Annotated in this window: 16 protein-coding genes; 7 read left to right on the plus strand and 9 right to left on the minus strand. The window is 53.3% G+C overall.

The window, feature by feature from the left end; genetic code table 11:
- The first annotated feature begins 6 nt into the window (after positions 1 to 6).
- Genes cmoA through G544_RS19890 form a run of 3 tightly spaced genes read left to right on the plus strand, consistent with a single transcriptional unit; the run spans position 7 to position 2553 of the window.
- Positions 7 to 753, plus strand: coding sequence for a carboxy-S-adenosyl-L-methionine synthase CmoA (gene cmoA, locus G544_RS0103850; protein WP_027273367.1), 747 nt, complete (start codon positions 7 to 9; stop codon positions 751 to 753).
- On the plus strand, positions 746 to 1720 hold the full coding sequence (gene cmoB, locus G544_RS0103855; protein WP_027273368.1) for a tRNA 5-methoxyuridine(34)/uridine 5-oxyacetic acid(34) synthase CmoB: 975 nt from the start codon (positions 746 to 748) through the stop codon (positions 1718 to 1720). The genes cmoA and cmoB overlap by 8 nt, the downstream gene beginning before the upstream one ends.
- 11 nt (positions 1721 to 1731) lie before the next feature.
- Positions 1732 to 2553, plus strand: coding sequence for a YaeF family permuted papain-like enzyme (locus G544_RS19890; RefSeq protein ID WP_036023132.1), 822 nt, complete (start codon positions 1732 to 1734; stop codon positions 2551 to 2553).
- A 47-nt stretch (positions 2554 to 2600) separates the two neighbouring features.
- Here G544_RS19890 and cutC read toward each other — a convergent pair whose 3' ends face one another.
- Positions 2601 to 3371 (minus strand): copper homeostasis protein CutC, encoded by a 771-nt coding sequence (cutC, locus tag G544_RS0103865; protein ID WP_027273369.1) that lies wholly within the window; start codon positions 3369 to 3371, stop codon positions 2601 to 2603.
- Positions 3372 to 3488: 117 nt separating this feature from the next.
- Here cutC and G544_RS0103870 point away from each other — a divergent pair, with 117 nt between their 5' ends.
- A complete protein-coding gene (locus G544_RS0103870; protein ID WP_027273370.1) occupies positions 3489 to 4646 on the plus strand; it encodes a MalY/PatB family protein in 1158 nt (385 codons plus the stop codon).
- Between the two features lie 57 nt (positions 4647 to 4703).
- On the opposite strand, the gene G544_RS0103875 is transcribed toward G544_RS0103870, so the two are convergent.
- The 5 genes from G544_RS0103875 to yedE form a co-directional block, all read right to left on the minus strand.
- On the minus strand, positions 4704 to 5267 hold the full coding sequence (locus tag G544_RS0103875; RefSeq protein ID WP_027273371.1) for a VOC family protein: 564 nt from the start codon (positions 5265 to 5267) through the stop codon (positions 4704 to 4706).
- A 632-nt stretch (positions 5268 to 5899) separates the two neighbouring features.
- Positions 5900 to 6085 (minus strand): IS1/IS1595 family N-terminal zinc-binding domain-containing protein, encoded by a 186-nt coding sequence (locus G544_RS22675; protein WP_420864719.1) that lies wholly within the window; start codon positions 6083 to 6085, stop codon positions 5900 to 5902.
- 230 nt (positions 6086 to 6315) lie between these two features.
- Positions 6316 to 7326 carry an AraC family transcriptional regulator gene (locus G544_RS19895; RefSeq protein WP_051155551.1) on the minus strand — a complete coding sequence of 337 codons (1011 nt, stop codon included), beginning with the start codon at positions 7324 to 7326 and terminating at the stop codon, positions 6316 to 6318.
- A gap of 742 nt (positions 7327 to 8068) precedes the next feature.
- Positions 8069 to 8335 carry a putative Se/S carrier protein gene (locus G544_RS19900; RefSeq protein WP_036023135.1) on the minus strand — a complete coding sequence of 89 codons (267 nt, stop codon included), beginning with the start codon at positions 8333 to 8335 and terminating at the stop codon, positions 8069 to 8071.
- Positions 8325 to 9404, minus strand: coding sequence for a YedE family putative selenium transporter (yedE, locus tag G544_RS0103890; RefSeq protein WP_027273372.1), 1080 nt, complete (start codon positions 9402 to 9404; stop codon positions 8325 to 8327). The genes G544_RS19900 and yedE overlap by 11 nt, the downstream gene beginning before the upstream one ends.
- A 312-nt stretch (positions 9405 to 9716) precedes the next feature.
- Here yedE and G544_RS21570 point away from each other — a divergent pair, with 312 nt between their 5' ends.
- From G544_RS21570 to G544_RS0103900, 3 genes are read left to right on the plus strand one after another with little or no spacing between them, the layout of a single operon-like run.
- Entirely contained in the window at positions 9717 to 9953 is a 237-nt protein-coding gene (locus G544_RS21570) for a DUF1656 domain-containing protein (protein WP_071783256.1), read from the plus strand.
- Between the two features lie 4 nt (positions 9954 to 9957).
- Complete coding sequence (locus tag G544_RS0103895; protein WP_027273373.1) at positions 9958 to 10815, plus strand: efflux RND transporter periplasmic adaptor subunit; 858 nt, start codon at positions 9958 to 9960, stop codon at positions 10813 to 10815.
- Positions 10816 to 10823: 8 nt separating this feature from the next.
- On the plus strand, positions 10824 to 12833 hold the full coding sequence (locus G544_RS0103900) for an FUSC family protein (protein WP_027273374.1): 2010 nt from the start codon (positions 10824 to 10826) through the stop codon (positions 12831 to 12833).
- Between the two features lie 55 nt (positions 12834 to 12888).
- Here the strand turns inward: G544_RS0103900 and G544_RS0103905 are convergent, their stop codons facing one another.
- From G544_RS0103905 to G544_RS0103915, 3 genes are all read right to left on the minus strand, one after another.
- Entirely contained in the window at positions 12889 to 14160 is a 1272-nt protein-coding gene (locus G544_RS0103905) for an MFS transporter (RefSeq protein ID WP_027273375.1), read from the minus strand.
- A 79-nt stretch (positions 14161 to 14239) separates the two neighbouring features.
- Complete coding sequence (gene rhmD / locus G544_RS0103910) at positions 14240 to 15445, minus strand: L-rhamnonate dehydratase (RefSeq protein WP_027273376.1); 1206 nt, start codon at positions 15443 to 15445, stop codon at positions 14240 to 14242.
- Positions 15446 to 15463: 18 nt separating this feature from the next.
- Positions 15464 to 16366, minus strand: a complete 903-nt coding sequence (locus G544_RS0103915) for a dihydrodipicolinate synthase family protein (protein ID WP_027273377.1) — start codon at positions 16364 to 16366, stop codon at positions 15464 to 15466.
- Between the last annotated feature and the right edge of the window lie 23 nt (positions 16367 to 16389).

The following is a 16389-nucleotide window of genomic DNA, read 5'->3' on the forward strand; positions in this document are numbered from 1 at the left end:
ACAGATATGCCGAACCGAGATATGCTATTTGCCGCCCCCATCGATAAGCTGGGCGATTGGACCTTTGATGAACAGGTTGCCGAAGTTTTTCCTGATATGATTCAGCGATCCGTTCCCGGCTATTCCAACATTATCTCCATGATAGGCATGCTGACGGAGCGCTTTGCCCGAGCGGACAGCACGCTGTACGATCTTGGCTGTTCTTTAGGCGCAGCGACTCTTTCCATGCGCCGCAACGTGCACGTCGATAACTGCCGCATCGTCTCCGTGGATAACTCACCTGCGATGATCGAGCGCTGCCGCCGCCATATCGACGCCTTTCGCGCCGCTACGCCGGTAGAGGTGATTGAGGCGGACATTCGCGATACGGTGATTGAAAACGCGTCCATGGTGGTGCTGAACTTTACGCTTCAGTTTTTAGAGCCGGACGACCGACAGACTTTGCTCAACCGCATCTATCAGGGGCTATTGCCCGGCGGCATTTTAGTGCTGTCGGAGAAGTTCTCTTTTGAAGACCGCCCCATTGGCGAACTGCTGTTTAATATGCACCACGACTTTAAGCGCGCCAACGGCTACAGCGAGCTGGAAATCAGCCAAAAGCGCAGCATGTTGGAAAACGTGATGCTCACCGACAGCGTAGAAACCCACAAGGCTCGCCTTCACAGGGCCGGTTTTCCCCACGCGGAAACCTGGTTCCAGTGCTTTAACTTCGGCTCGCTTATCGCCGTAAAAGATGAGGTCGCCCATGATTGATTTCGGCGACTTCTATCAGCGTATCGCCAAAGGCCAGCTTAGCCACTGGCTGGAAACGCTGCCCGCCCAGCTGGCGGCCTGGCAAAAGGAGTCTCTGCACGGCCAGTTCAAGCAGTGGTTTAACGCCGTCGACTACCTGCCGCACGTCACGCCCGAACGGCTGGACCTGCTGCACAGCGTAACGGCCGAGGCCGCGCCCAATGCCCTAAGCGAAGGCCAGATTCAGGGCATCACGACCCACCTTCGTACGCTGATGCCCTGGCGCAAGGGGCCGTTTCATCTCTACGGCATCCACATCGATACGGAATGGCGTTCGGACTGGAAATGGCAGCGCGTAGCCCCTCATCTTTCCTCGCTGGTTGGCAGAACGGTGCTTGACGTCGGCTGCGGCAGCGGTTATCACCTGTGGCGTATGGTTGGCGCAGGCGCGCAGTTGGCCGTCGGCATTGACCCAACTCAGCTGTTCCTCTGCCAGTTTGAAGCCGTACGCAAGCTTATCGGCGGCGACCAGCGCGCGCACCTTCTGCCGCTTGGCATAGAGCAGCTGCCGGCCCTCGGCGCGTTTGACACCGTATTTTCCATGGGCGTGCTGTACCATCGCCGTTCTCCGCTCGATCACCTCTATCAGCTTAAAAACCAGCTGGTGAGCGGCGGCGAGCTGGTGCTTGAGACGCTGGTCGTTCCGGGAGACGCCCAAACGGTTCTGCTGCCGGGCGATCGCTATGCCCAGATGAAAAACGTTTACTTTATTCCCTCAACTGACGCATTGGCCAATTGGCTTGAAAAGTGCGGCTTTATCGACGTTCGCGTCGTGGACGTCTGCCCGACGACGACCGAAGAACAGCGTAAAACCGAATGGATGATCAATGAATCTCTGGCGGACTTTTTAGATCCTCGCGACGCAACGAAAACGCGCGAAGGCTATCCGGCGCCTGTCAGAGCGGTTCTCATTGCCAAGAAACCCTAAAGGACAAAGGAATGATACAAAAATGGCTTCTGGGCGCGGCCCTGCTGTTTATCGGCGGGTGCACCGTACAAGTCTCAGACAATCGGAGTGAGGCCTTGGCTCAGGAGAACGGCGCCCTGCCGGTTGATATCCAGCTTCAGCGCCTTCATTCCTATCCCAAGGGCGGAAGCGTGGTTATCCCTGCATCGCAAATGAAGGCAGGAGACATTCTGCTAACCTCCCCCTACGGCCCCACGTCGCTCGGCATTCGCCTGTTCAGCGGCTCGACGGTCAGCCATGCGGCGATTTACCTTGGGGATGATAAGGTCGTTGAGGCCGTCGGCGGTAGCGGAGTCCAGGTCGTCACGCTCGAACAGGCGCTCGACCATAACTCAAAAATCGTCGTTATGCGCGTGCCGGGCCTGACGGAAGAACAGGCGCTCTCGATTCAAAACTTCTCTGAAGAAAGCCTGGGGAAACACTACAACTACAACGGCGTCGCGCTGATAGCGCCGTTTATGCTGACTCGCCAGCTGTGCAGCCTGAACCCCTTCTCGTCGGAGTTTCGCAACGGCTGCATCTCTCTGATGGCCCAGCTCCAGTTGGGAAGCGATGAAGACGCCAAGGGCAACTATTTTTGCTCTCAGTTCGTCATTGAGGCCTACAACCGCGCCGGCAGGCCGATCACCGAATCCGCGCCGGTCTGGATAAGCCCGGTAGACCTTCTGCACATGCGCGAAGGCGACGTCGCCTCCTTTACGCCCAACGTGCCTTTACAATACGTTGGCCATCTCAAGCGCGGCGTGGTGGAAAACACCACCATTGCGCTACAGCAGTTCTTTCATCTCGACTGACGTAAAAAAGCCGGAACGAATTCCGGCTTTTTCTCTATATTAGCCCATCACACTCTGACGCCGTGCAGCGAAGAACGCACCATTTCGGGCGCGAACATCGCCTTCATCGCCGCCACCATATCGCCGTCAACCTGAAAGCGCTCAAATTCATCGCCTTCCCCACCAAGACCGATGTTGACGCCCGCTCTGCGATAGCGCATGGGCGATGCGGTCACCAGGCCTGCGGAGGTGTGCACTTCACTGGCGCCCGCTTCTATGAACTTATGGATATTGGTCAACCGAACGCCTCCGCCGGGCATAATTATCGGCCTCTGGCTTAGCTGCACCAAGCGGCGGATCAGCGGTAGCCCCACCTCCGCCGTTTGCTGCTGCCCGGAGGTCAGAATTCTGTCGACGCCCATCTCCGTCAACTGTTCCAGCGCCAAAAAGGGATTGACGCACATATCAAAAGCGCGATGAAAGGTGACGGACATCCCCTGCGTTAGCGAAAAGACCTGCTTCATTCGCTCCCGGTCAATCGCGCCGTCCTCCGTCAGCATGCCGATGACAATGCCGGAAAAGCCGAGATCGCGAATGTGCGCAATATCGCTTTTCATAATGTCGAACTCGCTGGCGGAATAACAAAAGTCGCCGCCTCTGGGGCGTACAATCGGATGTACTGGGACTGAGATTCGACGCGCGGCCCACTCAAGCATGCCCAGGCTGGGCGTTATTCCCCCCTCCGACTTACTGGCGCAAAGTTCTATCCTGTCCGCCCCCGCTCGTTCAGCTATCGTTGCGCAGTCGACGCTGTAGCAACACACCTCTAGCTTTGGCATCCCACCTCCTAATCAGCAAAAATCAAAACACCGCTTGAGCATATCAATGCATCTGACGTAGTCTACGGAAGGCAAACTGCAATAAATACGCAACAACGGTGGATTAAGGACTTAAGTATGGCATCGAATTTTGATTTATATGTGGAGAGGCGTCACACGGATAGTGATAAGTGGCACAAATATGAAAATAAGGAGATTATTCCGCTGTGGGTCGCGGACAGCGATTTCAAATCTCCCGATGCCGTGATTGAAGCCCTGCAGCAGCGCGTCGCCCACGGCGTATTCGGCTATGGATATCCGTCGCCGGAATTAACAGAAGTCTTTATCTCCCGCATGAAGTCACTCTACAACTGGGAAGTAAAGCCGGAGTGGCTGGTGTTTCTCCCCGGCTTGGTTAGCGGCCTGAACCTTTGCGTTCGCGCATTAACCACGCCGGAGCAGGCTACTATCGCGCCGCACCCTATTTATCCACCGTTTATGAAATCCGCTCGCTTGGCCAACCGCCAGCAAATCTCGGCCCCCATCAAGCTACAGGGGAAGCGCTGGGTGCTGGACCTCGACGCGGCAGAGCCTCAGCTTACCGGCAACGAGAAGCTGCTGATGCTGTGCAACCCCCACAACCCGGGCGGAACGGTATATCGCCGCGCTGAATTGCTGGCCCAACTCGATTTTGCGCAGCGTCATAACCTGATCGTCTGCTCGGACGAAATCCACTGCGATTTGCTGTTAGACGAAGGCGTTGAACATATTCCCTTCTCTTCCCTAAGTGAAGACGCCGCCCAGCGCTCCATTACGCTGATGGCGCCATCCAAAACGTTCAATATCGCAGGGTTGGGTGCCTCCATCGCCGTCATCCCTAACGCTGCGCTGCGTCACCGTTTCACCGAAGCGCGCGCGGGGATCGTTCCCAGCGTTGATATCCTTGCCTATGTTGCCGCGACTGCGGCTTATAAAGGCGGCGATGAATGGCTGACCGAACAGCTCGCCTACCTGCGCGCCAATCATGCGCTGGTGATGGAAAAGATTAATGCGATCCCCGGCCTGAAGCTTATGCCGGTTGAAGCAACCTATTTGGCGTGGATTGACGCTTCCGGGCTGCCGGTGAGCAATCCACACGCCTTCTTCGAAGAGGCTGGCGTAGGCCTCTCGCCGGGGAGTGATTTCGGCAATCCCAACTTCGTTCGCCTCAACTTTGCCTGTCGGCGCGAACTCCTAAGCGAAGCGTTGGAACGAATGGAAAAAGCCGTAGCCGCTTTACCGGCTGAAATAGAATAGCGTGGACGCGACAAGCCTCTTGGTGACGTTGTCACTGAGAGGCTTTGTCATTTTTAATTAGCCTTCCGACTTAACCACGTCGCGGATGCTGTAAGGATGAAGCTTTATCGTTACGCCCTCTTCCGTAACGGCCAGCGTCGGATTAGGCAGTGATTCTCCCTCTCCGATCGGATTGCTGAACTTAAGCTTAAGCTGGGGCATCAGCAGTATCTCATCGGAAAACAGCGCCAGCGCCGTTTGGTGGAAATCATCGCCGTTGGCGCTGGGTACTACCCATTCCACGTGCTCCCATCCCTCATGTGGATACAGCCTGTTTCCCGGATAAGGCAGCTCAACGCAGTCTATCGTCCACTCTCCAACCCGCAGTGGTTCGTTCAGGCCAAACAGGCAAATGGGGCGACCGTTTATCTCCTTTTCGGAAATCAGCTCGCCGCACTTTGCCAATCCCAGGCGCCAGCGCTCCGCCGTTGCGTGTTGAAAGCAGCGCACCGAGATATGATCGGCGTGATAGTCGGTTAGCGAGAGTTCCAAGCGAGCCAGCAGTCGCTGTAGCTTTTGCTCAAAAGTCGGCAGGCTCTGCCACAGATCCTGCAGCTCGGTAATGCGATGAAATGAAAGCATAGCGTTCTCCCGAATAGCTCTCCTAAAGGTGGCCGCTTACGTAGGCCATAAAACGGCGGCGCTATTATTCACTATTATGGCTTTCAGGCAAAGCAACGCATGAAGGCACCATTTTATCAGCCCCTACGCTCCTCACGATCGGCCTTTCTCCCTTATCCCAATCAACTGTTTTATCCATATCCTCTCTCATTCGCATTATCTATTGGCTTTTATATGGGTAAGATCGTTTTAAAAAAGAGCGATAGCCTAAGCTCGGCTTTGCAAGCGGCCATACGTCACTCTTTTACAGGAAAGGGGGATCTAAGAAAAATGGTAAAGAGGCAGGAATGGAAACACAAAGGCTCGGAAATTCCGAGCCTTTTTAGGTACAGAATGAATTAGAAATCAATTTAGTTTAATAACTAATGCAAAAACGTCATTTAAAGCAGTAAAGACAAATTTTCATTCTGTATCGTGGCACGAACACTTCAATCACTGAAAAGTATGAAAATGCGTGCTTCTGATTTATCGTTATCATACTCTTATTCCCCCAAGCGCACTTCTGTTTGCATGTTAAGACGTCTGTATTAACACTCAACTCGGGAAAGTATCCTTAAGATAAATCACACATTTCTATGCTTTCAGGAAAGCTTTTAGGAAAGTGCTACCGCAGGTTCTGCTTCTGCTTCTTTATAATATGCTGAGTAAACGTATTTAACCTGGAATGTCCGGCTACAATTAACACAATAGAAACGCTGATAACCTGCTCGCCCCTTTCCGTGCTTTCTTACAGACTGTGTATCATGGCAATAACGACAGGGCGTTCTCTTCTTGAACATAATTTACTCCTTAAAATGAATACCACATTAAAAACTATTCGCCTAAATTAATCGATGTCATAAAGATCGCGTTATCCGAAAAACGAAAAGATGCCCCGTCAGCAGGGATCTGTTTATTATTAATTTCTCATTACATAAAAGAATGGAAATAAAAACAGCTCATTAGGTCTAAAAAGATAATTAACTTAATAAGACACTTAAGAAATAACGCTTTGAGGCCGGGGAATCGATTAATCTTCCACCACTCTGACGAACTGACCCCTTTTCTGGTTTCTCATCAATGTATGGCTCGGATATTCTCCAAACGTTTTTCGATACTGTTCGGAAAAGCGCGAAAGATGTTGAAATCCCCACTTCGTCGCAATACTGGAAACTGAACTTTCAGCCGACGCATTAAGCAGATCGCGAAGCGCGCCGTTCAAGCGTAGATTAAGAAACCACTTACCCGGCGGCATGCCGACCGAATTGCGAAAAATCAGTTCCAAAGCTCTCAGGCTATATCCCGTACGTTCGGCAATATTAATTAAACTGGAACTTACGTCCTCTCTGGACATAACAAAATCTTCACTATCGCGAATCAAATTGTTATGCCGATGCGAGATGGCGCTCTTCTTCTCTTCGTTGTTTAAAATAACGCTATGGCATAATGCCGAGACGTAATGATTAAACAGCTTATCGCATAAAGCATCTGAGAATTCAGAGTCAGGATCGACAGATCCCATCGCCCGGCTCTGGCTTACGGTAAACACTTCGTCCGTGAGCCTGATAAGTTCATCAACGGCATTCTTCCCCAAACGAAGGGAAACAATCCTGTCTTTCGATAGCGGCAAAGGTTCTCCGCTGTATGCAACCGCCGCCTGCTGTAGAAGCTTTCGCTCAACGCTATATACGACCCAGCGCGCCGGCCCGGAAGTGTGATACAGCAGCTCGCATCCTTCAGGGTAAATTTGCACTTCATCGGGGTCTATCGGCGTTGTGTTATAGCGAGCAACCTCGCTGCCATAGGCCATAAAGCCAATACAGACCCGATCCGACGGCATACGCCCTCGGGCAATAACGGGAAAACTGTAGTTACCGGTTTCCAAACACCCTACTTTAGCCCTAACTCTTTGGTGATAAAGGCTTAGCTGAGTTGAAGAAAACAGCCGGTGTTCAAAATATCCGCCGAGGATAACGTCGGTCGCTTTGGCAACGTCCAGTCCCAAATAAACGTGACACTGATAAACGGGAAAAGATACCATTCAATATAACGCTCTTATCTCAATATTTCGTTTTTTGGATAGACAAAACGAAAAATAACGATTACTCACTGAAACAGAAACGGCTGGGTTTAGGTTATTTGGCGATTAAAGCCTAAATAAAAACCACCCGCCGACCCGATGAGTAAAAGGAAAAGGGCTTAAAAGGAAAGCAAATGACGGTGGTTTCCCGACATTCTTAAAACCAACAGGTTAGCTATCTAAGGCAAGACAGAATAAAACTGACCGCCCTTTTCCTTTAAATAAAAAGAGAAATCTAACATTACAATCCCTAACTTTGACTACGTTAAACCAATTTAAGAAAATGCGTTATCCAAAAAACGAAAAAATAGCAATATAGAGGTGTTTTTATTTTGTTATGCGGAAATGTTTTTTCCGTTTATTAAAAAAACAATGCGGTAGAGAGAGTTACGTATGCTCTCTCGCCGTGATATTTGAAGGTTCCTACAGCATGCACGTTAATATTTATTCATCATACATATAGCTTTACTATATTGCCGGCGCAGACGGCATTAATGAAAAAATGGAACATTGTGCGGCTTAAAAGAAACAATTCGTTATGAAAGGAAACAAAACACACTTACAAAAACGCCAATTAAATAAGAAAAATTCGGGCCTATTGAACACAACTTCAACAGTAAAAAAGCGAGCACGTTACAGAATAGCTTTACCAAATATAAAAAAACGGAACCTTTTGGTTCCGTTTTTTTATTCCGTAAGTAAACTAACTCTCATCTTCCCACTTAAGTACCGGCTTATCGTCGTTAATGAGATAAACGGCGTTAACCTGTTCATTAATCAACGGGAGAAAACTCTCCCCGTCGGGTAGAAAAAGCTTAACGGCCATACCGCACTCGGCAGTTAACGCTCGGGGTGCATCAATAACGCTATAGGTCAATCCCTTTGCCGCTAGCGCCTTTTTCAATTGAATAATGCCCAAAGGCGTATGAAAAAGAAAAAGATAGCCGTAATGCGCCGTATTATTCTTCATTCAGCTCGGCCTCTAACGACTTCCTGAGAATCAGGGTATATATCATTCCAATGGCCAGAACGATAATAATACCGACGGCTACAACAAGCTTTCCACCTTCAGTCGGGCCCGCTGGGCTGGAAGCCATTGAGAAATTGTGAGCAATCGCAGCGCCCGTCAGCATTCCCAGCACGCTGACAGCGGCGTCTGAGCTGCCCTGCCCGGCGCTAACCAACTGACGAAGCGGACATCCGGTGATAAAAACGCCGCACAGGCCAACCAGCGCCATTGACAGAAAATTCCATACGCCGTCGGAATGAGCGATAGGCTGATTTTCAAAACCCAGGTTAAACTTGCCAAGATAGACGTTACCCGCGGCCACCAGCAGCGTTAAAGCCAGTACGCCGAGCGCCATGTTAAAGTTACGCGACATAAATACGTTTTTAGCCATACCGATAAAACAGAAGCGAGTACGCTGCACGATAGCGCCAATGAAAAGCCCTGCCGCAATTGAAAGCCATACGGGGGCGTGGCTGGCGCCCGGCCCCTTTTCACTAGCGCGAAACAGGCCGCTGTCCCAAAGAAAAATTCCCAACAGCGCAATGCAAACAATAGGGAATATAGCCCCCTCAACCGATGACTGTCGGTAGCTGCGGGGCAGCGAAAACCCTTTTTTAAGGAACAGGCTGCCGATGCCGATGCCTGAAACAAGCCCGATAAGTCCGACAACCGCGTTCAGATCGCCGGCGCCGAGGCGAAGCACCATTCTTAACGGACATCCTAAAAAAACCAGGCATCCCAGCATCATAAAAAAGCCCAGTGCAAATCGCACCAGAGGCGCAGAGCCGGCCTTCGCCTTAAATTCTTTAAACAACAACGCCGCCGCAAAAGCGCCAATGACAAAGCCTGTAATCTCCGGCCTGAAGTACTGTACCGTAGGCGTGCCGTGTAGCCCCATACTCCCCGCGCTGTCGCGCAAAAAGCAGGCGACGCAAACGCCCATGTTAGGCGGGTTGCCCGCCGTTGCCAGAATTAAAGCAAACGCGCCTATGATGGCGCCGGAAATAACCAATATCCACGTTCTGGACATAATTTTTATTCCTATGATGGCGGGATAAATCCCTACTAATAGACCTATTAAGTAACTGGGAATTCTACTTAAAACACCGCAACATATCTTTGCCCATCGTCACAACATCCTGTCCTTACAGCACTTTTTTTTCAAACAGGGACTCCAAATCGTTTTATAATTTATTTATCTTCGCCGCGCGAAAAGAAGTTCGGGTTTTCTCCCAAAAAGAGTATGTTATGAAGGCACTGCCAGCCTTCATTTCGCTTTTTGCCGCATGGCTTTTTATACTTTAAGAAATCACCGTGCGTTATACGGGACGGGTTTACTAACGTGAATAATGGATTTTTTAGCCAAGGCCTTGCGCTACCGGATTTGATATTCGGTTCTTCTCTTTATTTTCCCCCTGTTTTTAAGGCTCTGTTTTTCGGTCTCATCCTATGGCTGCTGGTTCACCGCTGGCTTCGAGACTGGCTCTATTCCGGGGACGTCTGGCATCCGACTTTAATGGATCTGTCTCTTTTTATACTCTGCGTTTGCAGCGCTCTGTGGGCATTAACTCGTTGGTAATAGTATGAAGCTCAATACGTTAAAATATTTTTCGACCGTCATCGTATTTGCCGTTGCCGTCGTCTCCGGCTGGTGGCTGTGGAACTACTATATGCAATCCCCTTGGACGCGCGACGGTAAAATCCGAGCGGAGGTCGTTAACATTACGCCGGAGGTCTCCGGCAGGCTGACGCAGATACACGCCAAAGACAACCAGAGCGTAAAAAAAGGCGATTTGCTGTTCGTTGTTGACGCCAGCGCCTACCAGATTGCGGTGGACAAAGCAGAAGGCGACTTAGCCAAAGCGCTTTCCGACCTGAATAAGGCAACGCACGAAGCCGCCCGCCGGCGGGGGCTGGCGGGCAGCGTCATCTCGAAAGAGGAACTGGACGACGCCAATCTGGCCGTTGAGGCCATGCAGGCTAACTATAAGGCCGCGCAGGCGACTCTCGAGCAGGCGAAGTGGAATCTGGCCCATACCCATATTTATGCGCCCGTCGACGGCTACCTGACCAATCTTCAAACGCGGATCGGCAGCTACGCCACCGCCGGCTCGCCTTTGGTTGCGCTGGTCGACACCAACTCGTTTTACGTCATGGGCTATTTCGAAGAAACCAAGCTGGGCAACATCAAGCCGGGGCTCAAAGCAGACATCACGCTTTACAGCGGCAACGCGGCCTTAAGCGGCGAAGTCGAGAGCATCGGGCGAGCGATTTACGACCAAAGCGTCGATCCGGACAGCGATATGCTGATGAACGTCAAACCCAACGTCCCCTGGGTTCGCCTGGCGCAGCGCGTGCCGGTAAGGATTCGACTGACCCAGGTTCCCGACGGCGCCCTGCTGGTCGCCGGCACAACCTGTACAGTTTCCATTAAGCCTTAGGCCCGCGCGTGAACATCCCCTGGTTGGAATGGAAAAGCACCCCGTGGGGCAAGGCGAACGCCGGCCAGTGGCGATACGCCCTGCGTAACGCCATCGCGATGTGCCTGTCGCTGGGCATCGCGTTTTGGCTCGACCTTGACGATCCCTACTGGGCAATGACCTCCGCCGCCGTCGTCAGCTTTCCGACGATCGGCGGGGTTATCAGTAAAAGCATCGGACGAATTCTGGGCAGCCTTTTGGGCGCGCTGGCCTCAATGCTGATTGCCGGCGCCTGTCTGAACGACCCTTGGCTGTTTACCTTTTTCATTGCCGGATGGCTGGCTCTGTGCACCTATATTTCTAACCACTACCAGAACAACGTTGCCTACGCCTTCGCGCTGGCCGGTTATACGGCGGCGATTATCGCCTTTTCCCTCACCAACAGCGCCGACTCGATGGACATTTTCAATATTGCCCAAGCGCGAGTCTGTGAGGTTGTTACCGGTCTTCTGTGCGGCGCTTTGATGATGATGATTCTGCCCAGCACGTCTGACGGAAGCGCCATGCTGGATGCGCTCAAGCGCATGCACGTCAAGCTGCTCGAGCACGCCCAGCTGATGTGGCAGGCGGGAACCTCGCCCCAAATGCGCACCGCGCACGAGGGCGTTATCAGCCAGATCCTTACCATGAACGTGCTTCGCATTCAGGCCGTATGGAGCCACTACCGCCTTCGCCGTCGCAAAAACATTCTGAATTTTATGCTCCACCAGCAGCTGCGCCTGACCAGCATTATCTCAGGCATTCGTCGCATGATGGTCAACTGGCCGGAGCGGCCGGAAACGCTTACCGACGGGCTGCAAAGATTACTGGACGAACTGCGCCAGCCGGATACCAACAAATACCGCCTGGCCAAGGTGCTTAAAGATCTCTACCCGACCGACCCCAACGACTTTCGACATCGCGCCTTCTGGTTCAGGCTGCGCCATTTTTGCTGGATCTACCTTCAGTCCAGCCGCTGGCTGCGCCAGTTGGACAACGCCGCGCCGGATACGGTTCTTCAGCCGCCCAAGGTCAACACGCTGGCTCAGCATACGGATACCGTCGAGGCGTTGTATAACGCGCTGCGCACGTTTTTATGCATCGTCATCGGCTGCGCCTTCTGGATTAACACCCAGTGGGACGCCGGCTCTGCGGGCCTGACGCTGACCGCCATCAGCTGCGTGCTCTACTCTTCTACCGCATCGCCCATAAACAGCGTCATGACGCTGATAAAGGCGGTCGTGCTGCTTTCCATCGCCTGCTTTGTCGTGAAGTTCGGCCTGATGATCCAGATTTCCGATCTTTGGGTCTTTTTTCTGTTCCTGTTTCCCGTTCTGCTCACCATGCAGATGATGAAGTTACAGCATCCTCGCTACGCCGCCCTCTGGGGGCAAATGCTCGCCTTTATGGGATCGTTTCTCGCCATCACCAATCCGCCGACCTACGATTTCGACATTTATATTAACGACAGCGTTGGCAAGCTGGCGGGCGTACTGCTGGCGGGCGTCGCGTTTCAAATTCTTCGCCCCAGTTCAGATAAGGTGAAAAGCCACCGGCTTATTCGCGCGCTGCGGCGCGACTTTATGGACCAGCTCAGCGCCCATCCTCAGCAAAGTGAAAACCAGTTTGAGTCCGTGGTTTATCACCGAGTCAGCCAGCTCAGCCAAAGCAAAGACGAGCTTTCTCGCCTGTGGGTGCTGCGCTGGGGCGTCGTATTGCTCAACTGCAGCCACGTGGTTTGGCGGCTGCGCGACTGGCAGACGCGTTCCGATCCGCTGTCCGTTGTGCGGGAAGTCTGCATTCGCTGCCTGAAGGACATCATGTCGGAAAAAGGCATTCAGCACCGCACGCTGGAGGCCTCGCTAAACGAGCTGCTTCGCATCTGCAACGCGCTCTCGCACCATCACGACCCCGCGGCCAGAGAGCTCGCCGGGCTGGTTTGGCGCCTACACTGTTCGCTGTCGCCGCTGCAGACTGCGGCGGTACCGCCCGCACAATAAAAACGGCCTCTTGCGTTCACTGCAAGAGGCCGGGTTCAATCGGAAACGATAGCGCTTATTTTTTCTCCGCTACCGCATCCTTCTTCAGCATCATAATGGCCAAGGCTCCGATGATGGTCAGCACCGCCAGCGTCAACAGCCCGGCAATGGAGTTATTCATCACGCTTTCCGCCTTAACGCGAATGAGCGGCGCCAGGAAGCCGCCGATGGCGCCGAACATGTTCACAAAACCAATCCCGGCCGCCAGCGCAACGCCGGACAGCACGCCGGTAGGGATCGTCCAGTAAACGGGCTGTACGGCAATAAAGCCCGCCGCGGCAAAACAAAGTGCAATGATAGCGACCACCGGCGTTGCAAAGGCGGAAACGCCGATGCCGACGCCGGCGATGGCCAGCGTTATCGCCGCCAGGTTGCGACGGTTGCCCGTTTTGTCGGAATAGCGAGGGATGTAGTAAGTCCCGAACATCGCCGCAATCCACGGGATCGCCGCCACCAGTGATGCCTTAAAGCCCACGTTAGTGCCTATCAGGGCCGCTACCTGGGTCGGCAGGAAGAAAATGAGGCCATATACGCTGATTTGAATCAGCATATAGATAACGGCCAGATGCCAGACCTGCACGTTGGTAATTGCGTCAAGCAGGCGCGACGTCTGCTTTTGCGACTCCTCGCTGGAAATCTGGTCGAGCAGCGCCCTGCGCTCTTCCGGCGTTAAGAAGCGCGCCTTTTCCAGATTGTCATCCAGATACATAAAGGTCCAAAATCCCGCCAATACCGCCAGCGCGCCTTCAATCATAAACATCCAGAACCAGCCAGGATGGCCGCCGAAACCGTGCATTTCCAGCAGCGCGCCCGACAGCGGCGAACCTAACGTCAAGGCCAGAGGCGCCCCCATATAGAACAGCCCCATAACGCTGCCGCGCGTACGCTGCGGGAACCACTGCGAGGTCAGGTAAATCATGCCGGGGAAGAAGCCCGCTTCGGCCGCGCCCAAGAGCGTGCGTACCGTCAGGAACTTCCACTCCTCGTCGCAAAACGCCATCGCGGAAGAGAGTACGCCCCAGCACAGAGTGGTTAGTCCAATCCACTTTCTGGCGCCGAACTTTTTCATCAGCAGGTTAGCCGGCGCCCCCAAACAGGCGTAGGCGACGAAAAAGATCCCTGCCCCCAGCGCATAGGCTTCATTACTAAGCCCGGTATCAATCTGATAAGACTCCTTGGCAAAGCCGATATTGGCGCGGTCAAGAAACGCCAGAATGTACAGCGTCAGCATAAACGGCACCAGCCGCCAGCGTGTTTTAGTTACAGCCGTATCGAGAACCGTAGTCATGACTAGATCCTTATAGTAATTATCGTTTTTATGGAGCCCGCGTCGGGCGGGCTCTCAATGATGAACTAACGGCGCGGCGTTAATGCGTATACGGACGCGTTAACTGGCATTGCGGATTCAGCTCCACGCCGAAGCCCGGCTTATCAAGCGCGGACTTATGCATACGTCCGTTAACCGGTACGGGTTCATCAAGCAGGATGGGATCAAACTGAGGACGCAGCGTCGAGCAGTCCGGGCTGGTCATCAGGAATTCGCTAAACGGCGTATTGGTAAAAGTGATCACCGCGTGGTGAGAGTAAACGGAAGAGCCGTGCGGAACCACCAGCTGGCCGCGCGACTTGGCGATAGCCGCAATCTCCAGCAGCGTCGTCAGACCGCCGCACCAGCCGACGTCCGGCTGCATGATGTCGATGCCGGTTTCAGACAGCGTTCGGAAAGACTGTACGGTACCGTGGTGTTCGCCGGAGGTGACCATCATTCCCGGCGGGGCGTTGCGCTTAAGCTCGGCGTAACCTTCGTACTGCTGAGGCGGCAAGCACTCTTCAATCCACTTCAGGTTATAAGGCGCGCAGGCGTGGGCCAGCTTGGTGGCGTAGTTAACGTCCTGGCTCATCCAGCAGTCGAGCATCAGCCAGAAGTCCGGGCCGCACTTCTCGCGCATGTCCGCCACCATGGTGGCATCTTTACGAATGCCGGCGTCGCCGTCGTGAGGCCCCCAGTGAGTCGGCATTTTCCCGCCGATGAAGCCCATTTTTTGCGCCAGATCCGGACGCGCACCCGTTGCGTAAAACTGGATTTCATCGCGAACCGCGCCGCCGAGAAGCTTATAGACCGGCAGGTCGACCACTTTTCCAAACAGGTCCCATAGCGCTAAGTCAACGCAGGAGATGGTGTTCATCACCAAGCCGCCAGAACCGGAATAGTACATGGTGGCGTTCATCATCTGATCGTGAATGAGCTTGATGTCGGAGACGCACTTACCTTCAATAAAGCGGTTGAGGTGTTTTTCAACGATAAAACAGCCCATTTCGCCACCGGTGGAAACGGCAAACCCCTTCACGCCGTTATCGGCCTCAACTTCGACGATAAGCGTTCCCAGCACGTTAATCCCGAACGACTGACGGGATTGCTCATACTGCTTGTACTTGCTCATCGGCGTAGCGATGTGGTCGTCAATCCAATGGCCGCCGCCCTGATCGTGATAGTCCGCACCGCCGGAACCCTTCTCGGCAGTAGCGCCGCCCATAAAATAAGCGCTGACCCGTTTGATTTTAGGTAATTTCATGGTTATCCTCTGTTTCGCTTAGTTGGCAATAGTTAGAAGTTGTTGCAAGGCTTTCTCTAGTTTGTTTTTTATGGAGTTAGCCTTCTCTTTCACTGCATCAATCTGTGGGAACGGTGATTCCCCCATCTTGAATCCTCTGATTTCCATTCCGAGCTTGTAACCCAGCGGGAAAGGAAGCGAAGACATCATCATCATGACCGGCAGCGCAGCCATTTGCAGCGCCAGCGCCTCTTCGTCGCGGCCCGCTTGCGTCAGGCGATAGATCTTGACCATCACTTCCGGCAGCACGCCTGACGTTGCCGTCATGCACCCTTTGCCGCCCGCCTTCAGCGAAGGGTAAAGAAACTCCTCTCTGCCGGTCAGTACGCAGAACTGCGGGTTCACCTCTTTGCACAGCGTGAGCATCTGCATAAAGTCAACCGCGTTGCCGCCAGAGTCTTTAATCCCGACCACGTTCGGCAGGCGAGCCAGTTCAGCAACCATCGACGGCGTAAGGGCATCGGCAAAAAACGGAATGTTGTAAAGGCACACCGGCAGCGTCGTGCTCTCGATAATGCTTTTCATCGTCGCGACGATAACGTCCGGCGCGTGGCGATAAAACGTCGGCGGCATCAGCACCAGCCCCGCGGCGCCCTTCTCCTTGGCAAACTCCCCCAGTGCAATGCTTTCCTGCGCGCAGCTGGAGGGAATGCCGCACCAAACCGGCGCGCGCCCGGCGGCCTGATGGATAACGGTTTCCATCAATGAGCACTTTTGTTCAAACGACATTAGGCCGGACTCGCCGACGGAGCTAACCGGGAACAGCCCGCTAAGCCCTGCGTCTATCTGAAAATCGACAATTTTTCTAAGCTCGTCCAAGTCGGGCTGCCCGTTCTTCCACGGCGTCAGCATCGCGCTGTAGATACCTGAAGGTCGAATCATGACGTGTTTTACTCCTTCTTTAT

This window comes from Leminorella grimontii ATCC 33999 = DSM 5078, assembly GCF_000439085.1.
GTDB classification, from domain to species: Bacteria; Pseudomonadota; Gammaproteobacteria; order Enterobacterales; family Enterobacteriaceae; genus Leminorella; species Leminorella grimontii.

What these genes read in the sequence shown, in the direction of transcription:
- cmoA (WP_027273367.1), top strand. Translation starts at nt 7, where the DNA reads ATGCCGAACCGAGATATGCTATTTGCCGCCCCCATCGATAAGCTGGGC.
- cmoB (WP_027273368.1), top strand. Translation starts at nt 746, where the DNA reads ATGATTGATTTCGGCGACTTCTATCAGCGTATCGCCAAAGGCCAGCTT.
- G544_RS19890 (WP_036023132.1), top strand. Translation starts at nt 1,732, where the DNA reads ATGATACAAAAATGGCTTCTGGGCGCGGCCCTGCTGTTTATCGGCGGG.
- cutC (WP_027273369.1), bottom strand. Translation starts at nt 3,371, where the DNA reads ATGCCAAAGCTAGAGGTGTGTTGCTACAGCGTCGACTGCGCAACGATA.
- G544_RS0103870 (WP_027273370.1), top strand. Translation starts at nt 3,489, where the DNA reads ATGGCATCGAATTTTGATTTATATGTGGAGAGGCGTCACACGGATAGT.
- G544_RS0103875 (WP_027273371.1), bottom strand. Translation starts at nt 5,267, where the DNA reads ATGCTTTCATTTCATCGCATTACCGAGCTGCAGGATCTGTGGCAGAGC.
- G544_RS22675 (WP_420864719.1), bottom strand. Translation starts at nt 6,085, where the DNA reads ATGTTCAAGAAGAGAACGCCCTGTCGTTATTGCCATGATACACAGTCT.
- G544_RS19895 (WP_051155551.1), bottom strand. Translation starts at nt 7,326, where the DNA reads ATGGTATCTTTTCCCGTTTATCAGTGTCACGTTTATTTGGGACTGGAC.
- G544_RS19900 (WP_036023135.1), bottom strand. Translation starts at nt 8,335, where the DNA reads ATGAAGAATAATACGGCGCATTACGGCTATCTTTTTCTTTTTCATACG.
- yedE (WP_027273372.1), bottom strand. Translation starts at nt 9,404, where the DNA reads ATGTCCAGAACGTGGATATTGGTTATTTCCGGCGCCATCATAGGCGCG.
- G544_RS0103895 (WP_027273373.1), top strand. Translation starts at nt 9,958, where the DNA reads ATGAAGCTCAATACGTTAAAATATTTTTCGACCGTCATCGTATTTGCC.
- G544_RS0103905 (WP_027273375.1), bottom strand. Translation starts at nt 14,160, where the DNA reads ATGACTACGGTTCTCGATACGGCTGTAACTAAAACACGCTGGCGGCTG.
- rhmD (WP_027273376.1), bottom strand. Translation starts at nt 15,445, where the DNA reads ATGAAATTACCTAAAATCAAACGGGTCAGCGCTTATTTTATGGGCGGC.
- G544_RS0103915 (WP_027273377.1), bottom strand. Translation starts at nt 16,366, where the DNA reads ATGATTCGACCTTCAGGTATCTACAGCGCGATGCTGACGCCGTGGAAG.